At 58.0% G+C, this 21467-nt stretch carries 18 protein-coding genes and 1 tRNA gene; 7 read left to right on the forward strand and 12 right to left on the reverse strand.

Annotation, left to right across the window (positions count from 1 at the left end; genetic code table 11):
- Positions 1–16: 16 nt before the first annotated feature.
- The 4 genes from DFP90_RS08970 to DFP90_RS08985 all read right to left on the reverse strand — a co-directional run bounded on the left by DFP90_RS08970 (position 17) and on the right by DFP90_RS08985 (position 4428).
- A complete protein-coding gene (locus DFP90_RS08970; protein ID WP_115936141.1) occupies positions 17–1120 on the reverse strand; it encodes a M48 family metallopeptidase in 1104 nt (367 codons plus the stop codon).
- Between the two features lie 2 nt (positions 1121–1122).
- Positions 1123–2388: a DUF898 family protein gene (locus DFP90_RS08975; protein WP_115936142.1), complete on the reverse strand. Its 1266-nt coding sequence runs from the start codon at positions 2386–2388 to the stop codon at positions 1123–1125.
- Between the two features lie 110 nt (positions 2389–2498).
- Entirely contained in the window at positions 2499–3782 is a 1284-nt protein-coding gene (locus DFP90_RS08980) for a YjgN family protein (protein WP_115936143.1), read from the reverse strand.
- Positions 3783–3879: 97 nt separating this feature from the next.
- Positions 3880–4428 carry a GNAT family N-acetyltransferase gene (locus tag DFP90_RS08985; protein ID WP_115936144.1) on the reverse strand — a complete coding sequence of 183 codons (549 nt, stop codon included), beginning with the start codon at positions 4426–4428 and terminating at the stop codon, positions 3880–3882.
- 401 nt (positions 4429–4829) lie between these two features.
- Here DFP90_RS08985 and DFP90_RS08990 point away from each other — a divergent pair, with 401 nt between their 5' ends.
- From DFP90_RS08990 to DFP90_RS09005, 4 genes are all read left to right on the forward strand, one after another.
- Positions 4830–6035 (forward strand): ABC transporter substrate-binding protein, encoded by a 1206-nt coding sequence (locus tag DFP90_RS08990; RefSeq protein ID WP_115936145.1) that lies wholly within the window; start codon positions 4830–4832, stop codon positions 6033–6035.
- Entirely contained in the window at positions 6025–7767 is a 1743-nt protein-coding gene (locus DFP90_RS08995) for an ABC transporter permease (RefSeq protein ID WP_115936146.1), read from the forward strand. Before DFP90_RS08990 ends, DFP90_RS08995 begins: the two co-directional genes overlap by 11 nt.
- Positions 7764–8417: an ATP-binding cassette domain-containing protein gene (locus DFP90_RS09000; RefSeq protein ID WP_115936147.1), complete on the forward strand. Its 654-nt coding sequence runs from the start codon at positions 7764–7766 to the stop codon at positions 8415–8417. Before DFP90_RS08995 ends, DFP90_RS09000 begins: the two co-directional genes overlap by 4 nt.
- A 215-nt stretch (positions 8418–8632) precedes the next feature.
- Positions 8633–9991 carry a methyl-accepting chemotaxis protein gene (locus tag DFP90_RS09005; protein ID WP_115936148.1) on the forward strand — a complete coding sequence of 453 codons (1359 nt, stop codon included), beginning with the start codon at positions 8633–8635 and terminating at the stop codon, positions 9989–9991.
- Positions 9992–10137: 146 nt separating this feature from the next.
- Here DFP90_RS09005 and cobT read toward each other — a convergent pair whose 3' ends face one another.
- The 7 genes from cobT to DFP90_RS09040 all read right to left on the reverse strand — a co-directional run bounded on the left by cobT (position 10138) and on the right by DFP90_RS09040 (position 17520).
- Entirely contained in the window at positions 10138–12027 is a 1890-nt protein-coding gene (gene cobT / locus DFP90_RS09010; RefSeq protein WP_115936149.1) for a cobaltochelatase subunit CobT, read from the reverse strand.
- Between the two features lie 76 nt (positions 12028–12103).
- Positions 12104–13105: a cobaltochelatase subunit CobS gene (gene cobS / locus DFP90_RS09015; RefSeq protein WP_245957011.1), complete on the reverse strand. Its 1002-nt coding sequence runs from the start codon at positions 13103–13105 to the stop codon at positions 12104–12106.
- A gap of 83 nt (positions 13106–13188) precedes the next feature.
- Positions 13189–13782, reverse strand: a complete 594-nt coding sequence (locus DFP90_RS09020; protein ID WP_115936150.1) for a J domain-containing protein — start codon at positions 13780–13782, stop codon at positions 13189–13191.
- 32 nt (positions 13783–13814) lie between these two features.
- Positions 13815–14408: a DUF2889 domain-containing protein gene (locus tag DFP90_RS09025; RefSeq protein WP_115936151.1), complete on the reverse strand. Its 594-nt coding sequence runs from the start codon at positions 14406–14408 to the stop codon at positions 13815–13817.
- 111 nt (positions 14409–14519) lie between these two features.
- Positions 14520–15824 carry an HlyC/CorC family transporter gene (locus DFP90_RS09030; RefSeq protein WP_245957012.1) on the reverse strand — a complete coding sequence of 435 codons (1305 nt, stop codon included), beginning with the start codon at positions 15822–15824 and terminating at the stop codon, positions 14520–14522.
- Positions 15821–16933, reverse strand: coding sequence for a 3-dehydroquinate synthase (gene aroB, locus DFP90_RS09035; protein ID WP_425452153.1), 1113 nt, complete (start codon positions 16931–16933; stop codon positions 15821–15823). Before aroB ends, DFP90_RS09030 begins: the two co-directional genes overlap by 4 nt.
- Positions 16930–17520: a shikimate kinase gene (locus DFP90_RS09040; protein WP_115936153.1), complete on the reverse strand. Its 591-nt coding sequence runs from the start codon at positions 17518–17520 to the stop codon at positions 16930–16932. The genes aroB and DFP90_RS09040 overlap by 4 nt, the downstream gene beginning before the upstream one ends.
- Positions 17521–17773: 253 nt before the next feature.
- Here DFP90_RS09040 and DFP90_RS22810 point away from each other — a divergent pair, with 253 nt between their 5' ends.
- The 3 genes from DFP90_RS22810 (at position 17774) to xerD (ending at position 20747) form a co-directional block, all read left to right on the forward strand.
- A complete protein-coding gene (locus tag DFP90_RS22810; RefSeq protein ID WP_181905270.1) occupies positions 17774–17914 on the forward strand; it encodes a hypothetical protein in 141 nt (46 codons plus the stop codon).
- Positions 17892–19760, forward strand: a complete 1869-nt coding sequence (locus DFP90_RS23350) for a hypothetical protein (protein WP_115936154.1) — start codon at positions 17892–17894, stop codon at positions 19758–19760. Before DFP90_RS22810 ends, DFP90_RS23350 begins: the two co-directional genes overlap by 23 nt.
- Positions 19761–19823: 63 nt before the next feature.
- The gene (xerD, locus tag DFP90_RS09050; RefSeq protein WP_115936155.1) at positions 19824–20747 is read left to right on the forward strand and encodes a site-specific tyrosine recombinase XerD; all 924 of its coding nucleotides are present in this window, start codon (positions 19824–19826) and stop codon (positions 20745–20747) included.
- Between the two features lie 623 nt (positions 20748–21370).
- Here xerD and DFP90_RS09055 read toward each other — a convergent pair.
- Positions 21371–21457, reverse strand: a tRNA-Leu gene (locus tag DFP90_RS09055).
- Between the last annotated feature and the right edge of the window lie 10 nt (positions 21458–21467).

Genomic DNA, 21467 nt, shown 5'->3' on the forward strand with positions numbered 1-21467 from the left:
CACTCAAGCCCCCGCGTTATTCCGGATTGCAGATATTTTTCAAGGCCTGCCATTCCGTCTCATTCAACGCCTGCCCGCCCCCCATCGATGACTCACGGATCACCGCCAGCCGCTCGGATGTGGCCGGATGAGAGGAAGCCCAGACAAGATATTCGTCGATATTTCCGGATTCGCCAGACAAGCGCGTCAACAGATCACCCAGCGGCGCCGGGTCGAAGCCCGCCTCCGTCATGCGCTCAATGGCATAATCGTCGGCGGCCCGTTCCTTATCCCGGCCATAGGCGGAATTGAGCGCGGTTTCTCCCACACCCACCAAAAGCGCGCCGCCCGTCACATCCCCAAGGACCAAGCCCAGCAGCAGGGAGGTTGCCGAGGTTTCAATCACGTTGGACATGACATGGCGTTCCTGAACATGCCCCAATTCATGGGCCAGCACGCCCGCAACACCGTTCGGACCGTCAGCCAGATCAAGCAATCCACGCAAGATGAGGATGCGCTCGCCGGGCAAAGCAAAGGCATTTGGCACTTTTGTATCCACCACCTTGACCGAAAGTTGGCTGCGATCCCCATAGCCGCCCGTTAAAGAGGCCAGCAATTTTTCCAGCGCCTGATCCCCTGCCGGTGTGGAACAGGTCATTTGTCCCAGCGGTTTCTTCTCAAGTTTTGAAAGCCCGGTCAGGATCTGTTCTTCCGCCGTGTTGCCGAATTTGCGCTCCCATTCCATGGGCACGAAACCGGCGATCACCCCGGACAGAGCCGGAATAACGAATAGGAACAAGCCGGTGATAGAGAGGATCGCTGCCGACCCCCAGAAAGCATAACCACGCCACCAGCCCTTTTCCCGTTCAGGTTTGATCGCGAGATTGGGACAACGCCCTAGAACTTGGTCACGGTCGAGACTGTCGCTGACCAGAAGCCTGGCACCGGGTTCATGCCCGAGCGCCAGACGAATCCGGCCATCATCGCCCGGCATGTTTACTTGGCGGATTTGATCCAACGGCCAGCGGGCCAATTCCGCACCGCCATCCATCGCGACAATCCGCAACTGTTCAATATCCCAATGCAGTTCCACCACATGGGAAGCCGTTGTTTTGCCGTCCTGAAACCGGGCCTGCCCCATCGTTAGAAACTCCCTACATCCAGTGCATCGGCAAGGCCTTCACCATAGCGCGGTGCGGATTGGTTACCAGCCAATATTGCTTCCAACCGCTCGGACTGTGCGATTTTCAATCCCGGTATTACTGTTTCCAACAAAGAGGACAAAAAAATCGATTTCGCAGCCGCGGTCGCCAGCATTGTTGCCAGAATGCCCGCCGGCAGAAGCCATTGCATCATATTCAAGAGCACAAAAATAACCCCTTCCGCATTGGCGATGCCATCGAGGCTGATCATGCCTACCGTGAACAGCAAACCGATGGCCATGACACCGGCCAGCGTGACCAGGAAAACCAGCCCTCCCGTCAATGTGGCGATAAACCCGGAAAGCACAACCTTGCCCGTTTGGAAACGGGCATAAATCCGATGTTTATTAAGACGAGTTTCGGAGGCCACTAGTTTGAAGACACTCAGTCGGAAAGCAATAAAGGCAACCGGAATGACCAGGAAGAGCAAAAAGACCACCGGCCCGGTCGCAGCAGCCGGTTCCCGGCCGGACGAGAGAGACGCCAAGAGAGCCGTATATATCAGCCCCAGCAGCAGCAGCAGCCCGTAAAACAGGATATAACGAACCAGAATGTCAACACCCCGGACCCGGCAGGAAAAGCGGGCCTGCCCCAAACGTGCATTATTCAAGATCTGGCGGTTTTGCCAGGCCAGCATCCAGGGGTAGGCCAGGCCCAAGCTGGCCAGGGTCGCCATTCCCCAGAGCAGGCTTTTAGCCGCATATTCCACGGGGCTGCCCGCCAGTGAGAAATGAACCGAGCGCCAGGATGTTCTGGAAAGCTGATACCGGCGCATGCGGTAAAAAGCCAAACTCACCAGGCCGAACAAAACCAAGAAATAGACCGCGCTATTGATCAAGCTGGAAGCACCGCTTAAATCCGCCGCTCCAATCCATCTGCTGATCAGAAGATGAATGATCCCGAGCGGCAGCAAAACCGCAAGGGCGATCAAAAACCCGACGAAAAGTTCCTTGGCGGTGCCGTGATATTGGAAGGGATCTCCTCCATAGAGCACCCGACCCCAGAGATGGCGGCGCAAGCCGGTTTTGGCCCAGAACCGATATATGCCCAAGGTCAAAAAAGTCAGCAACGCATATTTCAGCAACATTCCAAACAGCGTGCCGCCACTCACCATCGCTGAAAAACGGCCGCCATTTCCACTGTCTGAGCGGTTGCCGCTATGCTGTGGTCTACCCGCCAACACACGTTCATCATATGTAAGTGCCATCAAACGATCCCCATCCCGGAACGGGTTCCCCTCATCAACGACAACCCTTCCACCCCACGAAGAGGCGGAAGGGTCAATCTCGGTCTTTCATTCTGACTAAAAGAACTTTTTTAGAACGCCCCAACGTCGAGCGCGTCGGCAAAGCCTTCGCCATATTTCGGGCCGGTATTTTCCGATTGCAGGATCTGGTCCAGCTTTTCGGAATGCTCCATGGAAATGCCCGGAACAATGGTGCGCATGACGGTCACACCAAAGATCGCCATTCCAGCAGCCCCGGCAAACAGGGTCGCGATGAAAATCATGGGCAAAATAAACATATAGGCCATGAGGATAACCTGTTGAGCCGCTTGGGGATCAGAGCCAAATTCGCCAACCAGAGCCGAAACACCGCCTGCGAACAAAGCCAACAAACCGAACCCCCCTGCCATCGCAACAAAATAGATAACCAGGGCAATGATGGTCGATAGAATCGCCGACCAAACAATGGGGGCAGATTTAAAAGTCGCCCCGATCGCATGCCCGCCAAGTTGCATATTATTGACCGTCAGGCGGAAAATGGAAATCCGGAGCAATAAAGCGCCGACAACCATATAGCCGACCGTCAGGAACATAGGAATAATGCCGCGCAAAACGGCCTCCAGGCCGGTCGCGCCCACCTTCTCGACGCTGGAACCCAAAATACCGGTGGCAATGGATGCGACAAAGATCCCGATGTAGAACAAAATGAACCGTTTGAAGACGGCGCCGCCTGTGACGGAACAGCTGAAAGACAGATCACCGACACGGGCATGATCAATGATCCGACGGGTCTGCCAAGCCTGCATCCAGGGATAGGCGATCCCCAGGGTCACAATGGTGAAGAGCAGCCATAAAATGGACATGATCGCATATTTCACCGCAGACCCGTCCAGACCGAAATGAACCGACCGCCAACTGGTTCGGGTGAGCTGATAGCGGCGCATGCGATAGAATGCAAACTGGATCAGGAACATGATCACAAACAGGAAAACGAGGCTGTAAAAGAAGGCGAACGCTTCGTAGCCGCCTTCAGCAAAAACCACCGCATTCAGAAAAGCATTCAGAATACCCAGCGGCAACAGGACCGCCAGGGCAATCAGGAAGCCTAAGAAAAGCTCTTTGGCGGTGCCGTGATATTCAAACCGGTCACCGTCATATTCCACCGTGCTCCACAGATAGCGGCGCAGTTTGGTCTTGGCCCAAAACCGGTAGATCCCAAGTGTGATAATGGTCAGGAACGCAAAGCGGAACAACATCCAGAACAGCTTCGCCCGTGAGACGAAAACAGCGAAATTTTTGCCTTGCGGAGCCGGATCGGCAGCCGGTTGTGTCCCATTGACCTCAATCCGGTCATCCGGCGAAATGGTGATCGACATTCTTTTCCCCCAATAAACCCCAAATAACGATACATCATTGGCGGAAAATCCCCTTTCCGCCTTTCAAAAACAAGCGCGAAGAATGCCCCAGCATTCGTTAGGATGCAAGGCAGTCCTTATGGCTGAAAACCGGATGGCTCCAGTTATCCGCCGGTTTGACCAATCCAGCATAATGGTCAAGACAGCCTTCATGGCCTGGAAATTCCATGGCCATGAAAGTGAGCGGTGCCACCGGACCGGGCAAGGTCAGCCCATCGGCCAGGCCCCGGTCAAACCCGAAAGGCACATAATAATCCGGCTTTCCGACAATCAAAACAGCGGGGAACCCCATGCGTTCTGCCGCCCCCAAACCATGGGTGATGAGCGTGCGCCCGATGCCCTGCCCCTGGCATTCCGGCAACACAGCCAGCGGCCCGAGCAAGGGCAGGATCCGGCCGTCACCCGTTTGCACCGGCCAAAAACGGATCGACCCCAGCATCCGGTCGGCTTCATTCCGGGCAACAAAACATAATTCATGGACCGGCGGAATCCCGTCCCGGAACTGGTAAACCGTCCGGCCCTTGCGGTTCGGGCCAAAACAGGTCTCGATCAGGGCCTCGATAGAGGCAGCGTCATCCAACAATTCTGCGTCGATATGAAAGGTCATTCTTCAGTCTCCGGGATCAAGCGGTCTTTTCCGCCCGCCGGAGAGGGGTTTACGGTCTCTGGTCTTTCAGATCTCAGAGACAGCCCCCAGCCATCCGACGGACATGGCATAAGCGGACAACCGGTTCCAACCGGTTGTCGGGCATACGTCGTCGTCGGACTGTCATGGCAAAGGCCAAAGCTTTGTCTCCCAAAAGGGCGTAAACCTTCACGCCCGGAATTCCATCATTCGCTTCTACAGCAGATCCATATTCCCGCGCAAGCAACAAATATGCAATATTCCAAATGCGTCCCGCCTCTGGATAACAATCGCGTGTAGCCGGGATTTGGCCGCTGACAGGGCGGGTCTGGATGGCTAGTCTTGGCGGAACAGATTTCGATTGATCACAAGAAGAGAGTGACATGGGTTTCAGGAATTGGATTGCCGGTGCGGCGGCAACCCTTATTGCCGCAACAACACATACCGGAATTGCCGGTGCCGGGGAATGGTCGGACATTATGTCCAAGGCAAAAGGCCAGACCGTCTATTGGAACGCATGGGGCGGCGGCGACAGCTATAACGCCTATATTGCCTGGGTCGGTGAGCGCGTATCGGAAGAATATGGCGTCAACCTGGTCCATGTGAAATTGGGTGATACAGCCGAAGCCGTCCGGAAAGTGCTGGCGGAGCGAACCGCCGGGCGCACCGATGACGGCACAGTGGACCTGATCTGGATCAACGGAGAAAACTTCAAGGCCATGAAGGATGCCGATCTGCTGTACGGCCCCTGGGTCGAAAATCTACCGAATTTCCAGTTGGTGGATACGGCATTGAAACCCACCACCATCCTGGATTTCACCGTACCGACCGAGGGACTGGAAGCGCCCTGGGGCATGGCAAAACTGATTTTCATCCATGACAGCGCACGCCTTGAAAACCCGCCGAAATCCATGCCCGCCCTGCTGGACTATGCCAGGACCAGCCCTGGCCGCATCAGCTATCCGGCGCCACCGGATTTCCACGGCAGCACCTTCCTGAAACAGGCTTTGATGGAGCTCAGCCCAAACCGTGACGCCCTGCTGCAACCGGCAGGAAACAATTTCGACCAGGTCACGGCCCCGCTGTGGTCTTATCTCGACAGCTTATCGCCCCATCTTTGGAAAGCGGGCAAGGAATATCCTCGCAATGGTGACCAGATGATCCAGATGCTGGATGATGGTAGTTTGGATGTGGCATTTTCCTTTAACATCGGGGCCGCCACCAATGCCATCAAGGAAGGGTTGCTGCCGGAAAGCACCCGCAGTTATGTGCTGGAGGGCGGCACCATCGGCAACACCCATTTTGTCGCCATCCCCTTCAACGCGGCCCATAAAGAGGCCGCGATGGTTGTCGCCAATTTCCTGATGAGTCCGGAGGCCCAGGCACGCAAACAGGATCCCAATCACTGGGGTGAGCAAACCGTGCTGGCCTATCAGCGGCTGAGTGCTGCAGACAAAGCCTTGTTTGACGCCATCCCGCGCGGTGTGGCCACCCTAAGCGATGCCGAACTGGGCGCGACCCTGCCGGAACCGCACCCGAGCTGGATGACCATGATTGAGGAAGCCTGGCTGCGCCGCTATGGCAGCTGACGTTTCCATCAAGAAAACCTCCGCCTTCAGCCAGCGCCCCAATACCGGGCGCTGGCTGAAACTATTTCCGCTTGTAACGTTGGCCGCTTTCATGCTGCCGATCCTAGCAGGCATCTTGGGCACTTTGCTGCCCGCTTTTCATTTCCTGCCGGCCCTTGGCGGGAATCATCTTTCTCTTGAGCCTTGGCGGCAGCTGGTTGCCTATCCGGGTATCTGGCATGCGTCCCTGCTGTCGCTCGCGACCGGTCTGACCGCCAGTCTGCTTTCCTTTGCCATCGTCTGCCTGATCACTGCCAGTCTCTATCAAACATCTGCCTTTGCCCGATTGCGTCGGGTTCTGGGCCCGTTCCTGGCGGTCCCTCACACGGCCTTGGCGGTCGGGTTTTTGTTTCTGTTTTCCCCAAGCGGCTGGATCGTCCGGACCCTTTCTCCCTGGGCCACCGGCTGGGACCGCCCGGCCGATTTAACCCTCAGTCCTGATCCTGCTGGGGTGAGCCTGGTGGCCGCCCTGGTCCTGAAAGAAGTGCCATTCCTGCTGTTGATGACCATTGGCGCACTTGGCCAGATTCCCACTAAACAAAACCTGGCCGTGGCACGGTCCCTTGGGTACCGACCCGGCGAGGCCTGGTTGAAAACCATCCTGCCGCAGATATATGGCCGATTGCGCCTGCCGGTCTATGCGGTGATCGCCTTTTCCGTTTCCGTGGTCGATGTGGCTTTGATCCTAACGCCAACCACCAGCCCGACACTGGGTATCCTGATCCTCCGCTGGTTCAACGATCCGGACCTGGACCAACAATTTATGGCCGCCGCCGGCGCCTGCCTGCAAAGCCTGCTGGTGATGGCCGCCATCGGCCTCTGGTGGTTGTTGGAGCGCGGCGTGATCCTGATGGGCCGCTGGCGGCTGGAACGCGGCACCCGGGATAACCGCTTCACCGGGTCATCTGTATGGCTGCTGGTCGGCGGCTTGATGGCGCTCACCGCCAGTGCCTGTATGGCGGTATTGGCGCTCTGGTCTTTGACAAGGCGTTGGCGTTTCCCCGATACCCTGCCCAGCCAGTGGACCGCCATGAACTGGAGCCGCTATGCGGATCAACTGACCGGTCCGGCGGCCAGCACCCTGATCATCGGGCTTGCCGCCACCGCCATCGCCCTGGTCATGACCCTGGGCTGCCTGGAAACCGAAAAACGCCATGGCATCCGACCCGGCACCAAAGCGCTGTGGCTGCTGTATCTACCGCTGCTGATTCCCCAAACCGCCTTTTTGTTCGGTGCACAGGTCCTGTTGGTGGCCAGTGGTTGGGATGGCAGCCTGGCAGCTGTGGTCTGGTCGCATCTGCTGTTCGTGCTGCCTTATGTTTTCCTGTCCCTATCCGAAAGCTACCGGGGGCTGGATGACCGCTATGCCCGAAGCGCGCTTTGCCTGGGTGCCGGGCCGGGCCGGGTTTTCTGGCGCATCAAGATCCCCATGCTGCTGCGCCCGATCCTGGTTGCCATGGCCGTCGGCTTCGCGGTTTCCGTGGCCCAGTATCTGCCGACCATTTTTGCCGGCGCCGGGCGTTATGCCACACTCACCACGGAAACCGTCAGCCTGGCCAGCGGCGGTGACCGGCGTTTGGCCGGCTTGTTTGCGTTTCTGCAGGCCATGCTGCCGCTGGCGGGCTTCTGGATCGCCATCGGCATCCCGAACTGGATCTACCGCCACCGCCGCGGCATGAAAGGAGAGGCATGAGCAAAAAACTGATCCTGGATGAGGTCCTTATTCATTTGGGCGGACGGGCATTATTCCCGGCTTTGAACTGTGAGGTCGAACCCGGCGAGATTGTCACCATCATGGGGGCCAGCGGTTCGGGCAAATCCACCCTGCTGGCCTATATCTGCGGCACGCTGGATCCGGAATTTCAGGCAACCGGCCGCATTCTGCTGGACGGGGAAGATATCACCTATCTGCCGCCGGAAAAACGCCGCATCGGCATATTGTTTCAGGATGACCTGTTGTTCCCTCACCTGTCGGTTGCCGACAATCTGGGCTTTGGCCTGCCTGCCGGATTAAGCCGGGATGAACGGCGCGCGAAAATTGCGCAGGCCCTGACCCAGGCGGGGCTGGACGGGCTGGGCGACCGCGACCCCGCCACCTTGTCCGGGGGCCAACGCGCCCGTGTCGGATGTATGCGTACGCTCTTATCCGACCCCTGTGCCTTGTTGCTGGACGAACCGTTTTCCAAACTGGACAGCGCGCTTCGGGCACGCTTCCGACAGTTTGTCTTTGATCTGGCGCGGGCACGCGCACTGCCGGTCCTGTTGGTCACCCATGATCCGGGCGATGCGGAAGCGGCTAACGGGAAAACCATCACCTTTCCCGACTGTCATAATCTCAACTGACTGATGGTTGCGGGGAATACCGCCCGGCACCTACCCCAGCACCGCCCTAATTCCCGGCCCTTCAATTTGCTGCCTTCAAATTTGCGCCAAATCAATGCAGGATCGCGTTTCAACCATAGAATGGCCGCGGGTTTGGGCTGACTATTTTCAATCCAGCCATTTTAAGTGTCTGTTTTCATTGAGGTGAAGCCGGAGGCATTCCGGCTGGAGGCATTATGAGCATTCTTGACCTGTTTCGGATCTCCAATTATCGGATCCGCCATCTGGGCCTGGCTTTTTCGGCGGTCCTGTTTTTGACCGTGCCCCTGCTGGGCGGGATCTCCTTTCTGGTGATCGATACCACGCAGGCGGTCAACCAGCATTGGGAGGATGTCCGGGACATGGCCGATGGCAATGATGCCCTGGTCAATGCCATGGAACATCAATTGGCCAGCCTGAGCCTGATTGCCAATATCGGCCTGGCCGGCGTGGTGGTGATCCTGTTGGTCATGGCCTTGATGAATATCTGGTGGACCCGGTCTCATCTGGTGCATCCGCTCGATGAAATGCGCGGCATTATGGGCCGTCTGACCCATGGCGATACGGCTGTCGACATTCCCCATCAGGGCTGGAAAAACGAGATGGGCGATATGTGGCGCGAGGTTTTGATCTTCAAGGAAAAGCTGATCGAAAACAAACGTCTGGAAGCCGAGCAGGACGCCGCCAAAGCAGCGGCCGAGACCGCCAAGCGCGCCATGCTGAGCAAGCTGGCCGACGATTTCCGCTCATCCGTCGGGGTGGTGGTCGGGTCGGTCTCCGCCGCCGCCACCCAATTGAATGGCTCGGCCGGACAGCTTTCCTCCAGCGCCCATGAAAGCGCCCAGCGCGCCATGACGGTTTCCGCCGCCGCCGAACAGGCCGCGACCAATGTGCAGACCGTGGCCGCTGCCGCCGAGGAGCTGGCGGTGAGCGAACAGGAAATCTCGCGTCATGTGCAAAATGCCACACGGGTCGCCAGCGGGGCGGTCAAACAGGCCCATGACTCCCATGCGTCGGTCGACAATCTGTCGCGCGCGGTGAAAAAGGTCAGCGAGGTTCTTGGCCTGATCACCGACATTGCGGAACAGACCAATCTGTTGGCGCTCAATGCCACCATCGAAGCGGCGCGCGCAGGCGAAGCCGGCAAGGGCTTTGCCGTGGTCGCCAATGAGGTGAAAAACCTGGCCAACCAGACCGCCAAAGCCACCGAAGAGATCAACGATCATATCGGCGAGATCCAGGTGGCCAGCCGTCAGACCGGCGACGCGCTGGGTGCCATCGCCCACACGGTGGATGAAATTAACGATATCGCCAGTGCTATTTCCGATGCAGTCGAACAGCAAACCCTGGCCACAAGAGAAATCGCCCGCAATGTGGAGGAGGCCTCGGCCGGCACCACGGAGGTTTCCAGCAATATCGCTGCGGTCAATAACGCCGCCAGTGAGACCGGCACGGAATCCGGCCGCATTGTCGATGCCGCCAATGACCTACTGGATAAATCAAAAGCGCTGGAGAGCGAGGTCGGCAAATTCCTGACCGAGGTGCAGGCGGCTTAAATACCGATGTCCTACATTCTTCCGTCACCCCGGCCACCGCGCTGGGGTCCGGGAGGCAATAGGCAAGTATATGTAGCCACCAGGAGCAGATCACCTTGATCGGAGATGTGCTCCTGAAAACTGACAGAGAGAGATCCTCGTCATGGCTATCGCGCCCCGGCCCGCCGCTGGTTGCGCACCGGCCCACCCTGTTCCACATCAAAAAGATCGGCCAGCTGTTCCATCATGGTGCCGCCCAGCTGTTCCACATCGACAATGGTGACCGCGCGCCGGTAATAGCGCGTCACATCATGGCCGATGCCAATCGCCACCAATTCCACCGGGGATTTTGTTTCAATATAGTCGATCACATCGCGCAAATGCCGTTCCAGATAGTTGCCCGGATTGACCGACAGGGTTGAATCATCGACCGGCGCGCCGTCGGAAATCACCATCAGAATGCGTCGTTCTTCGGGCCGCCCGATGATGCGGTTATGCGCCCAGAGCAAGGCCTCGCCGTCGATATTTTCCTTCAACAGCCCTTCGCGCAGCATCAGGCCCAGATTGCGACGGCCGCGGCGATAGGGTTCGTCCGCGCCCTTGTAAATGATATGGCGCAGGTCATTCAAACGGCCTGGATTGGCCGGTTTGTTGTCGGCAATCCATTGTTCACGGGACTGCCCCCCCTTCCATGCCCGGGTGGTGAAACCGAGGATCTCCACCTTCACCCCGCAGCGTTCCAAGGTGCGGGCCAGAATATCGGCGCTCATGGCAGCGATGGTGATCGGGCGGCCGCGCATGGAGCCGGAATTATCCAACAGCAGGGTCACCACCGTATCGCGGAAATCCGTATCCTGCTCGATCTTGAAAGAAAGCGGCTGGGTCGGGTTGGTCACAACCCTTGTCAGTTTGCCGGTATCCAGCATGCCTTCTTCCAGATCAAAGCTCCAGGAGCGCAATTGCTGCGCCATCAGCCGTCGCTGCATCCGGTTGGCAAGCCTGCCGATCACGCCCTGCAGATGGACCAATTGCTGGTCCAGCATCTGGCGCAGGCGCTCCAGCTCTTCCGGATCGCAGAGGTCTTCCGCCTTCACGACCTCGTCAAAGCCCTGGGTGAAGATGCGATAGAAGGCTTCTCGCCCGACATTAGAAAGATCATTTTCCGGACGCCAGCGTTTACCGCTCTCGCCGCCCTCTTCGGAACCGGGCGAAGGCATCATTTCTTCCGACATGGCCTGTTCCATCTGGTCGGAGGACTCACCCTCTGCCATATCGTCGCCATCGCCGCCTTCGCCGTCGCCCTGTTCGGACTGGGATTGTTCGTCACCGGCCTCGCCATCTTCTTCGTCGGAACGGGCCTGGTTATCGTCCATGGGCTCGGCATCTTCGCCATCCTCGCCCTCGTCCCCGCGCTCCGGATCCTCCATTTCAAGATCCATGTCCATATCGCGGATCAATTGGCGCGATGCCGTGGCATAGGCATCCTGGTCATCGGTCAGGGTCGAGAGGATATCAAGCGTCTCGGCGATCTTGTCTTTCAGATGGGGCCGCCACATTTCCACCACGGCGGCTGCGGAAACCGGTGCGGCCTCACCGGTCAGATGCTCACGGGCCAGCAGGCGCAGCACTTCCGGCAGGGCATGTTCGGCCTGGTCCTTGATCCGATGATAGCCCAGGCGCTGATAGCGGCTTTCCAAGGCTGTCGCCATATTCTGGCGCGCGCCTTCCATATATTTGGTGCCAACCGCCTCGATCCGCGCCTCTTCCAGCGCATCAAATAACGCCGGGGCCACCTCGCCGCCCGGCCGCCGGGCCGCATGGGTCCGGGCGTCATGATGTTTGAGCCGAAGCGCCAGGCCATCGGCCTCGCCCCGCACACGCGCCACATCGTCGGGATGAAGATCTTTGGTCGGGGCGGGCAGGCGCACCCGTGAGCCGGTCATATGGGCCGGTTCGGTGCCAAAAGCCACCTCCACCTCGGGCAGTTCGGAAACCGCCCGGAAGGCCGCCGCGCCGCAGCGTTTATATTCGTCCAATGCGTCGGTGGGGTTGCTCATCCTGGTCCCATCCTCATCGATCCTGCCCTAACCTTCCTTGCGGCTTTTCCCCTTTTGTCAAAGCCGCAGTGCGCGCTCAGGCGAGCTGCACACCGGCGGAAGTCGGCAGATCCTCGCCAAAGCAACGCTGATAATATTCCGCCACAATCGGGCGTTCGGTCTCATCGCATTTATTGAGGAAAGTCACCCGGAAGGCAAAGCCCACATCCTGGAAGATCTGCGCGTTTTCGGCCCAGGTGATAACCGTACGCGGGCTCATCACGGTGGAGATATCCCCCCCCATGAACCCGGCCCGGGTCAGGTCGGCCAGCTGCACCATGGCATTCAACTGGTCGCGGCCTTCATTACTGTCATAGCCCGGCAGCTTCGCCATGACGATTTCCACCTCGTCATCATGGGGCAGATAATTCAGGGTGGTAACAATTGACCAACGGTCCATCTGGCCCTGGTTAATCTGCTGGGTGCCGTGATAAAGCCCGCTGGTGTCACCTAGGCCAATGGTGTTGGCAGTGGAGAAAAGACGGAAATATTTATGCGGGCGGATCACACGGCTCTGATCCAACAAAGTAAGCCTGCCTTCTTTCTCCAGGACACGTTGGATCACGAACATCACATCCGGGCGGCCCGCATCATATTCATCAAAACAGATCGCTACCGGCCGCTGCAGCGCCCAGGGCAGGATGCCTTCCTGGAACTCAGTCACCTGTTTGCCATCGCGCAGCACAATCGCATCCTTGCCCACCAGGTCGATACGGCTGATATGGCTGTCCAGGTTCACACGCACGCTCGGCCAGTTCAGGCGCGCCGCCACCTGTTCGATATGGGTGGATTTACCGGTGCCATGATAGCCCTGCACCATCACACGGCGGTTATGGGCAAAGCCCGCCAGAATGGCCATGGTGGTGTCATGGTCGAACTGATAAGTGGGATCCACCTCCGGCACATGGGAGGTGCGCTCGGAAAAAGCCGGCACCATCATGTCGGAATCCAGACCGAAAGTATCGCGCACGGAAACCTGCTGGTCCGGCGTGTCGAGATTGTCGGTATCGATATTTGCCTGGTCGGTCATGACGGTCATCAGCCTCTCCACTTACGTCATTGCTGGTTGCTTGTTTGGAACATCTTACGCACCAGCACTTCAAATAGGTCAGTTTCTCTAACCTACATAGCGCTCTCACCGGGCTTTTGCATCAGGTTTTTCTTCAAAACCGCATAGGCCTGGTTGATTTGTTTCAGCCGCTCTTCGGCCTCATCATCGCCACCATTCAGGTCCGGATGATGGATCTTGACCAGCTCTTTGTAGCGTATCTTCAGCTGCTGCATGGTCAACGGTTCGGAAAGATCAAGAATTTCAAGGGCTTCCATATAGGGGTGCGGCGGTGTTCGCGGCGCCGCCTTCTTTCGGCCTTGGCGTTTGCGCTGATGCAAATCATCAAACAGACCTATGTCATCCTGAAAGGCGTGAGCCCCCTTCTGGTACTCACTTTTTGTGCCCATTGGCCAGGTCGGCCGCTGCCAGCAGGCATCATCCCAGGCCATATCGTCGATGGTCTGGGTATCCATGCCCTCGCAATAATTCCACTGTGCGTTATAGAGCCGGACATGATCCAGGCAAAACCAGAAATAATCCCGCAGAGACTCACGGGATTTGGGCGCACGGAATTCCCCCGCCAGATCACATTGAGGATGATCACAGAGACGTTCCGGACGCGGGTCGCCGCCCAGCTGATATTCGGCGCGTAACGGTTTTGTCATGGGTTTATTCTAGCACAGAGGGTTTTAGGCCCCTATTCCGCATTTTCCTTCGGTTCTTCATACCATTCCGACCAGGCTTCCTTGACGACGGGACCGTCGAGGGTGAGCGCATGGCAGGTGTTTAGATGGCCGGGCCTGCGGCGGGGTTTATCCGGGTCAGGTTCCGGCAGGGTTTGCCCAATCAGGCTTTTGCCATGTTTCTGAGAGGCAAACACCGTCTGGAACGCCGTTGTGGCGATCGGCCCCAAAAGCTCGGTTAGATGGGTACAGCCCGCCGTGCCCCCAAGCACCTTGCGGGTCGCCTGGGTGAAACCGGGTTTTACCTGAAGACCGATCAGCTTCTTATAAGCCGGGTTAATATCCGAGCAGATATTGTAGGGCGCATGATCGGTTGAAGCCTCGGCATCGCGGATCGTCAGGGTATCGTCAAAAGTCACCCGCAGCCACATATTGTGGATCGGCTCGCCGGGTTCGATCACGCCACGATGCGAATTTTCAAAGCCATAGCTTTTCACATCGGTCATATGACCTTCGATATCCCACAATCCGTCTTCGCGGATGTAACCGGTAACTTCCACCTGCCGGGTATGGATATGATGGCGTTTGGCGGCCGGGCTCAATGGCATGGCGCCCCTCCTGTCCTGATCTATAGTTTTCTATTTCTGTTCCCGCCTATATGGGGCGTGAAAACAGCCACGTCAATGTGGAAACCTATAGGTCAGCGCAGCCTGCCTGCCTTAATCCTCGCCCACATGCTCCTCCGGGCGGGCGGGCGGGGTCACCCGAACCGTCTTGATCCGGTTGCGATGACGGCGCAGCACCTCGAACCGGTAGCCATAGAAACTGAAGACCTGTCCGGCTTCTGGGATCAGGCGTGATTCATAGAGCACCAGGCCGGCCACGGTGGCCGCGTCATCGTCAGGCAGATCCCATTCCAGATCCCGGTTCAGATCCCGGATCGTGACCGAACCGTCAATGACATAGTCACCATCCGGCTGGGGATGGACCCCACGCACGGTCACATCATGCTCATCATCGATATTGCCGACAATCTCTTCCAGGATATCCTCCAGGGTGACAATCCCCATCAGGCTGCCATATTCGTCGACCACCACGGCAAAATGCTCGCGCCGTTCACGGAAGGCCTGCAGCTGATCCAAGAGGGTGGTGCTGTCGGGGACAAACCAGGGCGGGCTGGACAGGGCTTTCAGATCAATGTCGGCCGCATTGCCTTCCTGTTCGCGGATTGCGCGCAACAACGGTTTAGCATGCAGGATCCCGACGATATTGTCCTGGTCCCCTTCGGTCAGCGGTATACGGGTGAACGGACTGGACAGGACCTTGTTGATATTCTCTTCCGTCGGCAGGGACAGATCCAGCGTCACCACTTCCGAACGGTGGGTCATCACGTCACTGACCTCAACATCATCCAGATCCAGGATGGAATTGAGCATCTTGCGTTCCTGCTGGGTTTCCGGGTCCTCCCCGTCATGCAGGTCAATCACGCCGCGCAGCTCTTCTTCCTTATGCTCGTCATCCCATTCTTCATGCAGGCGCACCCCCATGAGATGCAGGGTCGCACGGACCACGGCCTGAACCGTCAGGGTAAAGGGAGAAAAGACCGTGATGACCACCCGCATGATCGGCCCGACCACCAGTGCGAATTTATTCGGGTTGGCCAGCGCCCAGGTTTTCGGCAGAACCTCCGCAAAAATCAGGACCAACAGGGTCATGACCAAGGTCGCATAAACCACCCCGGCCTCGCCGAAGGCGACCAGAAAAAGCGAAGTCGCCAGGGCCGATGCCAGGATATTGACCAGGTTATTGCCCAGCAGGATGGCCCCAATCATCCGGTCTTTCCGGTCATGCAGCTCCAGGACCGTTTTTGCCCGCTCCTCGCCCTGTTTCTTCAACTGGTGCATGCGCGCCCTGGAGGCTGCGGTCAGCGCTGTTTCAGACCCCGAAAAAAACCCGGACAACAGCAGTAGAAACAGGATAATCCCGCCCACAAACCACCAATTGTCCATCAGTTCGCCACTCATGCGGTTACCGCCTCCGTCACGGTATGAATCAGTTGATCCCGGGTCACTTCATTGGTGATGAAGCTCTTGCCGATGCCTTTCGCCAGGATAAAGACCAGCTTGCCGTCAGCCACCTTTTTATCGGTTGCCATCCGGTCGATCAGATCGACTGGGTTCCAGCTCATGCCCGGAATATCGGTTGGATCGGTTGGCATGCCGAGCGCTGCCAGATGCCGGCGCAACCGGGCGGCATCGTCGGTCGGGCAAAGCCCCAGGTAAACGGACAGATCAAACGCCATGACCATGCCGATGGAGACCGCCTCGCCATGCAGCAGGCGACCGCCATAGCCAACCGCGCTTTCCAGCGCATGGCCAAACGTATGGCCCAGATTGAGCAGCGCGCGCACCCCGCCTTCACGCTCATCGCGCGCCACAATCGCCGCTTTGGCCCGGCAGCTGTACCCCACCGCATGGGCGCGGGCGGCAACATCGCCATCCAGCAGGTCCGCACCATGGCTTTCCAGCCAGCTGAAAAAATCCGGGCTGTCGATCGCGCCATATTTGACCACTTCCGCATAACCCGCCGCCAGCTCCCGGCGCGGCAGTGTCTCCAGCACGCTCATATCCGCCAGCACCAGTTTCGGTTGGTGAAATGCACCGACCAGATTTTTGCCGGCCGCCACATTGATCCCCGTCTTGCCGCCGACCGAGCTGTCGACCTGGGCCAGAAGGGTGGTCGGAATCTGGACAAAATCGATCCCGCGCAGCGCAATAGCCGCGGCAAAGCCTGTAAGGTCACCGATCACCCCGCCGCCCAATGCGATCAGGAAGCTTTTGCGTTCAATCCCATGGCCCAGGATTTCATCCATCACCCGGGAAAGATGATCAAAACTTTTTGTTTTCTCGCCCGCGGGCAGGATGATCGCGTGATGCTTGATCCCGGCCCGATCCAGGGAGGCCGTCAGGGTTTCCAGATGAAGGGGGGCGACATTTTCGTCCGTCAGGATCACACAGGATGGCAGCCGCACCACCGGTCGGATCAACTCTCCCGCGCGCGCCAAAACATCAGAGCCGATCACAATGTCATAGGATCGGTCCGCCAGATCCACATGGACCGTTTCAAAATTCACCGTTGTTTCTCCTGATGGGATTTAAGCGCCTCAAACACCCGTTTGACCATATTTTCCTTGGAGATGTGGTCACTCTCAACCGTTATCAATGCCTCGGCATAGACCGGATAGCGTTCCGCGATCAGATTTTTCAAAATGCCCCGTGCGTCGGGTTTTTGCAGCAAGGGTCGGTGAGATTTTCTCGAAACCCGCTCCCAAAGCACGTCGAATGAGGCTTTCAGCCAGACACTGATCCCTTGGCGTGCGATCAGGTCCCGGGTCTTGGGATCCATGAAGGCCCCACCGCCGGTCGCCAGGATACAAGGCCCCGCATGCAATAACCGTTCAATTACGCGGCGCTCGCCATCGCGGAAATATTCCTCGCCATGGGTCTCAAAAATCTCGGCGATGGTCATATTTGCCGCCGCCTCAATCTCGGTGTCGGCATCAATGAAGGGAATATGGAGACGGTCCGCCAGCAGCCGGCCAATCACGGATTTGCCCGCACCCATCATGCCGATGAATACAATCGGCCGGTCGATATACAAGCCCTCCACCTCCACAGGGGCGGCGGTTTCCATCGGTTGATCTTGATTAAGACTTTGCATTAACGGCATTCATCCAGTTCAGGACATATGACAGTGGTTTTCGTCCCAGGCATCTCGCCCAAGGTGGAATGAACCTGCCCGGTTGGCATAAAATTGCCGCCGATAGACCATTGTCATCATGTCCCGGTATTATATACACTGCCGCAGAATTGCCATACTCGACCGATAGGGTAAAGGCTGATAAATCTCTTGTGGTCCGGCCAAACAACTTCATCCGGCCGGAAAAAATCAATTTGGGTCCTAGATATTTCCTATGAACGGTTTCCTTAAACTCTTTCTGATCATCATTGTGGCCGGTGTCGTTGGCGGGGGTGTTTTCCTCGCCAGCTGGGATATCCCGGCCCCCAGCACCCAGGTAGAGAAAGTCCTCGATGACTCCCAGTTCCCGCGCTGATTCCTGCCTGTTGAGAAAGCGTTCTCAACTTGTTCCCGCCGCTTTTGCTCTCAGTCTGGCGCTGTTCGGTTTTACTGCACAGGCCTTCGCGCAAGATGAAGACAGCGGCCCCTTGCAGCTGTTCCCAAGCCAACCGGCCCCATCCGGCACGCCAGAAAATCCGGCGAATTTGCCGGCTGGCGCCCAGGAACAGTTCGTCACCCCATCCGATGTGGTCATTTCCGTTGAACGGTTGGGCAGCATCGATCCCGATACCATCGGACTGCTGGACGGCAGCAATGGCGGACTGGGCGTCGATATGTGGCAGGGAAGCCAACGTGCCGACATCCATGATTTGCTGGCAGGCCTTCCAACCCAGCTTCCATCGCCCGCCCTTCGGGGACTGGCCAGGCGTTTGCTGCTGAGCACGGCGGAACTGCCTTTGGCAACAGACGCGGGCAATGAAGCCGCGACGCCGGAAAAGGCCCGCCTGATCCGGACCCGGGCCGAAAAACTGATCGCCATGGGATTCCTGGAAGATGCGATCAGCCTGATCGATGCCGCGGAAGGATCGATTGAGCGCGAACCTGCCATCGATAAACTGATGATCCAGGCCCGGCTGCTGCTGGGCGATTTTGGCGGAGCCTGTAATCTGATCCGTACGCAGGAATCCAATCTGAGCGAGGCCTATTGGCAAAAACGGCTGGTGCTTTGCCAGTTGCTTGATGGCAATACGACAGCGGCGCAGTTTGGTGCCACCCTGCTTCAGGATAACGGGGAACAGGATCCGCTCTTCTTCGCACTAGTTGCCCGGATCAGCGAGCAGCGCGCCGTAGCCCTACCGGAGTTTGACCGGGTCAATGACCTGCATCTGGCCTTGCTTTGGCTGGCAAAACTGCCGCTGCCCGACACTCTTCTGGCCTCTGCCGACCCTGCAACCATGCGGGCCATTGCCGAAAACCCGCACAGCGATCTGAATGTGCGACTGTTGGCGGCTGAACAGGCGGCCAGGGTCGGTGCCATACCTGCGGATATGCTGGCCGAGATCTACAAAAGCGTGGAGTTTTCGGCTGAGGAATTGCGAAGCCCGATATCCATCGCCGAGGCAACCTATGACGCCCGCGGTCGGGCCTTATTGTATCAGGCGGCCTCTATCGAATCGGTTCCGGAGACCAAGGCACTGGTCATCCAAAAAGATCTGGAGCTGGCCCGGCGCAATGGTCTTTATCCCTTGAGTGTGGACGTTCACGCCACACAAATCACGCAGCTGCCAGTTACGGGAGATCTGTGGGAATTTTCCGGCGAAGCCGCCCGGGCTCTTTATGCCATCGGCCGCCCGAAACCAGCAGATGCCTGGGTCAGCCATCTGGCCAACCAGGCCCAGCGCGATCCCGCGGCCCAAAGCCTCAAGGATGGCTTATGGGCTTTTTCCCGCCTGGCCAGCGATTCTTATGATTCCGAAATGGATGAGATACAGCGCAGCTCCTGGGCCAAACAAACCCGTGCCCGGGTGCCGGACCAATCCCCCTTTGAAGCGATGCGGCGCCTGGAACTGGCCTACAGCCTGATGGATGCGCTGGGCAGGGTGGCCGTGCCCCCTGCGGCCTGGCGCGAGCTTCTCGACCTGCCGCGCAACCGGTATGTGACCCTGCCCAACCCGGGCCTCGTCCAGCTGACCACCCAGGCCGCCCAGGAGGGACGCCGGGCGGAAACGGTCGCCTGGACACTCTGGACCCTGGGAGAAGGCGGGCCGGCACAGGCCGATGCGGAAACCCTGAAAAGCGTGATCGCCGCACTCGGCAAAGTCGGGTTGGCGCGCGCAGGGTATGACCTGGCGATGGAGGCCGCGCTGCAAAATGACCTTTGACTCCGGTCACAGGACCAACATGCCCAGCAGCGGCCCCAAAAGGCGGTAATGCAGGAATAAATTATGTCCCCCAGGATCGAGACCTTCTTGGAGATGATGGCCGCCGAACGAGGCGTCGCCCGCCAGACCCTGGAAGCCTACCGCCGGGATCTGGTGGATTTTTCAGGCTTTCTGGCGGCTCACCGCCTACCGCGACTTGAAGATGCCGACAATGGCGATCTAAAAGCCTATTTTTCCGATTTGACCGACCGGCACGCTAAGGCCAGCACCGCCGCGAGACGGCTGTCCTGCCTCCGGCAGTTTTATCGTTTCCTGTATCTGGAAGGGTTACGCGCGGATGACCCGACCGCCAAGCTGGAAAGCCCGCGCCAGGGACGGCCATTGCCGAAGATTTTAAGCGAAGAGGAAGTTGATGCCCTCTTGCACGCCGCCCAGCGGGACGGCACCCCGGAGGGGCTTCGGCTCAACTGCCTTCTGGAACTACTCTATGCCACTGGACTTCGTGTGACGGAACTAATGTCTTTGCCGGACCGTGCCATTCGCGACGATCAGGAATATATGATCGTCAAGGGCAAGGGTGGTAAAGAACGCATGGTGCCGCTGCCGAAACCGGCGCGCGACGCCATCTCGGACTATCGTTCTGTCCGCAGCGAGTTTCTGCCCAAAGGCCAGAAGGAAAGCCCGTATCTTTTTTGTTCTAACGCCAAGGCCGGCCATTTGACACGACAACGCACAGGACAGCTGCTCAAGGCGCTCGCACTGTCGGCTAATCTGGATCCGGACCGGGTCAGCCCCCATGTGCTGCGCCATGCTTTTGCCAGCCATCTGCTGAACCATGGCGCCAATCTGCGTGTGGTGCAAAAACTGTTGGGCCATTCGGATATCTCAACCACACAGATCTATACCCATGTGATGAGCGAACAGCTAAAGGCGCTTGTTGAGAACGCCCACCCTCTGGCCAAACGCCGTGAGGATGAGCGTAGCTGAGCTCACCGCCCTCAGATCCCGGCAAAGCCATTAGATCGGTAAGTCAGTCTGAAGCGGATCAACCATGTCCCGCCTTGCAAGCAAGACGCCTGCAGACCAGCTTGCATTCATGCTGAAATGGGCAATCACGCGCATCGGCTGAGCAGACCTTCAGTGTGCGCAATAATGTTGATGCATTTGATGGATGCCCCGTATCAGCGAAACGCCGGGCAACATTCAAAACTTTCTGGCAATCTTGGTACATCGGTATCCCCCCAATGTGTAAAGCCCCTGGACCACCATCCAAACAATCCAAAAATTTGCGGGCCGATCATCTTTGCCCAACCGGAATCCACTAACCGGCCGACCCATGCGTCCCTGTTTATCAAAGAGTGATTAATTCATTGTTAACATCAGCGTTGCGGAGGTCATGGTCATGGTCCCGGTTTCCGGTCACCGAACGGAACCGCAAAAAGGCAACCGACACCAATCAGGCAGTCGGTTGATCTGATCGGGTTTCTGTCTTCTTCGCCAATGGCAGGAATGGGATGGCCAACATCCATCCCAAGGCCAAATGGCGGGGATTGAAATAGCCCGGAAGGCCAGAAGTCTCTGGCCGAAGAATTAGATTTTAGCGGGAAATTTGGTGCCCCCAGCGAGAATCGAACTCGCACTCCCGTAAAGGAACCGGATTTTGAATCCGGCGCGTCTACCAGTTCCGCCACAGGGGCACGGACGCCT

The organism is Aestuariispira insulae (assembly GCF_003385955.1).
GTDB lineage: Bacteria > Pseudomonadota > Alphaproteobacteria > UBA8366 > Aestuariispiraceae > Aestuariispira > Aestuariispira insulae.